Source organism: Burkholderia sp. Ac-20384 (assembly GCF_017104605.1).
In the GTDB taxonomy this organism is placed as follows: Bacteria; Pseudomonadota; Gammaproteobacteria; order Burkholderiales; family Burkholderiaceae; genus Burkholderia; species Burkholderia lata.
This window is the reverse complement of sequence record NZ_JAAGPE010000511.1, coordinates 1-4,030: the sequence shown is the minus strand read 5'-3', so window position 1 is coordinate 4,030 and position 4,030 is coordinate 1. Positions and strand designations below refer to the sequence as shown.

Sequence of the window (4,030 nt, the reverse complement as noted above, 5' to 3'; positions counted from 1 at the left end):
CGCATTTCCCGGCGGACGCGTGGCGCCATGCGATCGACCGCGCGCTGCGTCGCGCCGGCCGCGACCTGCTCGGCTATGGCGATCCGCTCGGCGAGCGCGGGCTGCGCGAATCGATCGCGCGCCATCTGGCCGTGACGCGCGGCGTGCGCTGCGATCCCGAGCAGATCGTGATCACGGAAGGCGCACAGGGCGCGATCGCGCTGTGCGCGCAGTTGCTGACGAACCCGGGCGATACGGTGTGGGTCGAGGAACCCGGCTATCGCGGCGCGCGCACCGCGATGCAGGCCGCCGACCTCGACGTCGTGCCGATGCCGGTCGACGCGGAAGGGCTGCGGGTCGAAGCCGACGACTGGCGCGAGCGGACGCCGCGCCTCGTCTATACGACGCCGTCGAACCAGTTCCCGACCGGCGCCGTGCTGTCTATCTCGCGCCGGCTCGCGCTGATCGATGCCGCGCGCCGGCATCGCGCGTGGATCATCGAGGACGACTACGACAGCGAATTCCGCCATACCGGCGAGCCGATCGGCGCGATGCACGGGCTCGCGCCCGATTCGCCCGTCGTCTATCTCGGCTCGTTCAGCAAGACGATGTTTCCGGCGCTGCGGATCGGTTTTCTCGTGCTGCCCGACGCGTTGCTGGCGGCGGTGCGGCCGGTGTTGCCGGAGATGCTGCGTGGTGGGACGCGCCACGTGCAGCTCGCGCTGGCCGATTTCATCGAGACGGGCGAGTACGGCCGCCATCTCGGCCGCATGCGCCGGCTGTACCGCGACCGGCGACGGTTGCTGCTCGCCGCGCTCGACGGCAACCTGAGCGTGCCGCATCAGATCGAGGGCGGGCCGTGCGGGCTGCATCTCGCGCTGCGACTGCCGGCGCGCTACCGCGATCGCGCGATCGTCGACGCGGCGCGCGCGCACGGCATCGGGCCGTTTCCGCTGTCGGGTTTTTCGATCGATGCAGCATCGGCGGGTAACGGGCTCGTGCTCGGTTTCGGCAATACGTCGGCCGACGCGTTCGAACCGATGTTGCGGATGCTGTCGGCGATCGCGGAGCGGGTGGGTGGGGCGTGACGTGAGGGCGGTCGGGCGCGCGGGTTGCATCACCGGTCACCGGTGATTTCCGCTACCGTATCGCTTGCGATTTCACTTCGGGATCCCGACAAGAGAATCGAGTCATGAATGCGCGAGCTGGATCGATGATGACCGTTGTTCGTCTGGCCGTTTTCCTGGCTGCCGTCGCTACGGGAGCAGGGTGCTCTCGTGCGACGGATGACGTCGCGCTACCCGGCGGCAAGGATGCCGGGATCGGGCTGAAGCTGAATGCGCTGAACTACACGGACGTGCCGATCGGTACCTACTCTGTCGACGGCACCTGGGGCGGAAACGTGGCCGCCCGTATCGGCAGCGCCGGCGGCGGCATCACCTGCTGCGTGTCCGTTCCTGAAAAATGGCGCCCGGGATTGACGGTCGAGGTCGAATGGCGCAACGACGAGATGGTCCGGCGCAATCCGCATGCAATGGCCAGCCGGGTCGTGCCGATCGAGCAGTATGGTTCGTTCTCGGACGGCTATCTGTGGATCGTGTTTTTCCCGGGAGACACGATCAAGGCATACGCGTCGCCGTGGCTGCCGGGCGCCCCGGCATTTCCGGAAGGATTGCAGGTGCCCAGCAAGGCTTGCCCGGGACACTTTACGGTGTTGAACAGCAGCCCTGACTGCCCGGCACCGGACAAAAGAATTGCGGGAGTCGCGCCGTGAGTGCTCGTTTTGCTTCTGCCGGGCGGCCCGATTCGGGCGTTGTGACACCGACACACGATGCGATTCTTCGCCGGCCTCGTGACGATGGCAAAGGTGTCGCACGGCGCAGGAGCGGTGCAATGAAAGCGTGCGTCATCGGCCTGCTGCTTGGTTCCATGTTTGCCGGCTTGAGCCACGCGCAGGCGCCGGCATCGGGAAACGTCATGAGTGCGGAAGAACGAGCCGAAGCCATCCGGCGAGCTTTCAGCCCGACCGCGCGCGTCGACGCATTCAAGGCGCGCATCGATTTCGACCGGAAGTTCGCGACCGACGATGGCCGGAAGATCGTCGCGTTCGACTGGGGGAACCTCGCAACGCAGCGTGTCCCCGGTTTGAATGCGCTGAAGATCGAATCTTTCGAACAGCGTCTCGACGAAATCGGGCCGCTCAAGGATGTCCGGGTGTTTGTCTTCAACGGCCGGTTCAACGGGGCGGGCGTGTCGATCACGGTTGCGCAGGCCAGGGATCGCTTCAAGGCGGCGGATTATTTCCTCGACGAGACCACGTCGCCGACGATCGCGCGCGTGCCGTTCGAGACGGATCCCGATCCGCTCGGAAGCGTGTCGGTCCAGAGCTCCATCGCGGGTCCCGGGCTCGGACTCGTGTGGATCTACAAGAACCTGTGCCTGGTCGTGTCGGGGGTGCCGGCCGATGCGGTTCGGGATCTGAGTCGACGCCTGCAGACGCTGGCGGAAGCCCACACAGTCGATTCGAGGTGATGGCGGGCGATCGCTCGCCTCTCGACGTTCATCGACATCCAGGTAGAGCGAAGGTGCGCATGCATGGCACCGCCCGCCACGAACCACCCACCCCCACGCACGACAATCGGACTTGTGCGGATTGACGAACCGCGCACTTTGTTCGAAACGGCCCCCGTCGCGGCTCCGCGCCTGCCGCGCCGCCCGGCATTCGGGTTTCGATTCGTATGTTCGAACAGGCCGCGTGAGCTATAAATGGATGCGTGTACCGGTGCTTGTCGGGCGGCTGTGCGTCTCGCGCAGGTCGGCGCCGCGACTCCCGGGGGAGGTGCACTGTGGTTCGCCAGACGCTTGCTCGCGCCGTGCTTCGCACCGCGTTGATCGGGGGCGTGTTTGCCGGCTGTTTGCTGCCGCCGCCGGCTGCCCTTGCCGGAACCCTCTCGCCGCCCGTCACGCCCCACCCGATGAAGCAGCGGCCGGCTGCTACGCCTTATGCGATGCCGGTCGATTTTCCGGCGATCGTCGACCGCTACGGCCCGGCGGTCGTGACCATCATGACCGCCGCACCCGACCAGCAGGCCGGCGGGCCGTCCTTCTCGATCCTCGATCCCGACGATCCGCTCGCCGCGTTCTTCCGGCACGACGCACCGCCGCCCGCGCAGGGCCCGCAGGCGCCAACCCAGGCACAAGCCCAGGCACAGGCGCCGGCACCCGACACGGCGCCGCGCGCGGTATCGGGCAGCGGCTCGGGTTTCATCGTCAGCGCCGACGGCCTGATCCTCACTTCCGCCCACGTGGTCGACGATGCGACCGACGTGACGGTGCGGCTCACCGACCGCCGCGAATTCAAGGCGACCGTGCTGGCCGTCGATCCGCAAAGCGATGTCGCGGTGCTGCGTGTCAACGCAACGAAGCTGCCGTTCGTGCGCGTCGGCGATTCGTCGAAGGTACGCGCGGGCGAACCGGTGATGACGATCGGTGCGCCGGACGGGTCGGGCAACACGGTCACGGCCGGTATCGTCAGCGCGACGTCGCACCGGCTGCCGGATGGCAGCGCGTTCCCGTTCTTCGAGACCGACATCGCGCCGAACCCCGACAATTCGGGCGGCCCCGTGTTCAATCGCGCGGGCGACGTGATCGGTATCGCGGTGCAGGTCTATACGGGCGCCGACCGCTACGCGAGCATGACGTTCGCGATCCCGATCGCGTTTGCTGCAAAGGTGCGTGCGCAACTGCAGAAGCAGATGCAGGCGCAGGCGCAGGCGCAGCAGTCGCAGGCGCCGGGCGAGCCGTCATCCGGTAATGCGATCGGCGTCGACGTGCAGGATGTCGGGATCGGGCTCGCCGCAGCGTTCGGGCTGCCGCGTCCGGCGGGCGCGCTCGTCAATGGCGTCGCGCCCGGCTCGCCGGCTGCCGCGGCCGGCGTGAAGCCCGGCGACGTGATCGTGAAGCTGGGCGACAAGACGATCGGCCGCTCGGCCGAGCTGAACGACCTGGCCGCCGCGCTACCGCCCGGCTAGAAGGCGCCGCTGCGGCTGAT

3 protein-coding genes and 1 pseudogene are annotated in these 4,030 nt (G+C 67.8%); all 4 read left to right on the top strand.

Annotated elements, in window-relative coordinates:
- Positions 1–1,067, top strand: a 1,067-nt coding sequence (locus tag G3O00_RS40845; protein ID WP_206146391.1) for a PLP-dependent aminotransferase family protein, incomplete at its 5' end; no start/stop codon positions are given.
- Positions 1,068–1,171: 104 nt separating this feature from the next.
- Entirely contained in the window at positions 1,172–1,753 is a 582-nt protein-coding gene (locus G3O00_RS40840; RefSeq protein ID WP_206146390.1) for a DUF3304 domain-containing protein, read from the top strand.
- Between the two features lie 119 nt (positions 1,754–1,872).
- Positions 1,873–2,511, top strand: coding sequence for a hypothetical protein (locus G3O00_RS40835; RefSeq protein WP_206146389.1), 639 nt, complete (start codon positions 1,873–1,875; stop codon positions 2,509–2,511).
- 314 nt (positions 2,512–2,825) lie between these two features.
- Positions 2,826–4,007, top strand: a pseudogene (locus tag G3O00_RS40830) (trypsin-like peptidase domain-containing protein); the annotation flags it as partial.
- Between the last annotated feature and the right edge of the window lie 23 nt (positions 4,008–4,030).

Bases quoted from the DNA above. Each gene is read 5' to 3' on its own strand.
- G3O00_RS40840 (WP_206146390.1), top strand. From the start codon at position 1,172: ATGAATGCGCGAGCTGGATCGATGATGACCGTTGTTCGTCTGGCCGTT.
- G3O00_RS40835 (WP_206146389.1), top strand. From the start codon at position 1,873: ATGAAAGCGTGCGTCATCGGCCTGCTGCTTGGTTCCATGTTTGCCGGC.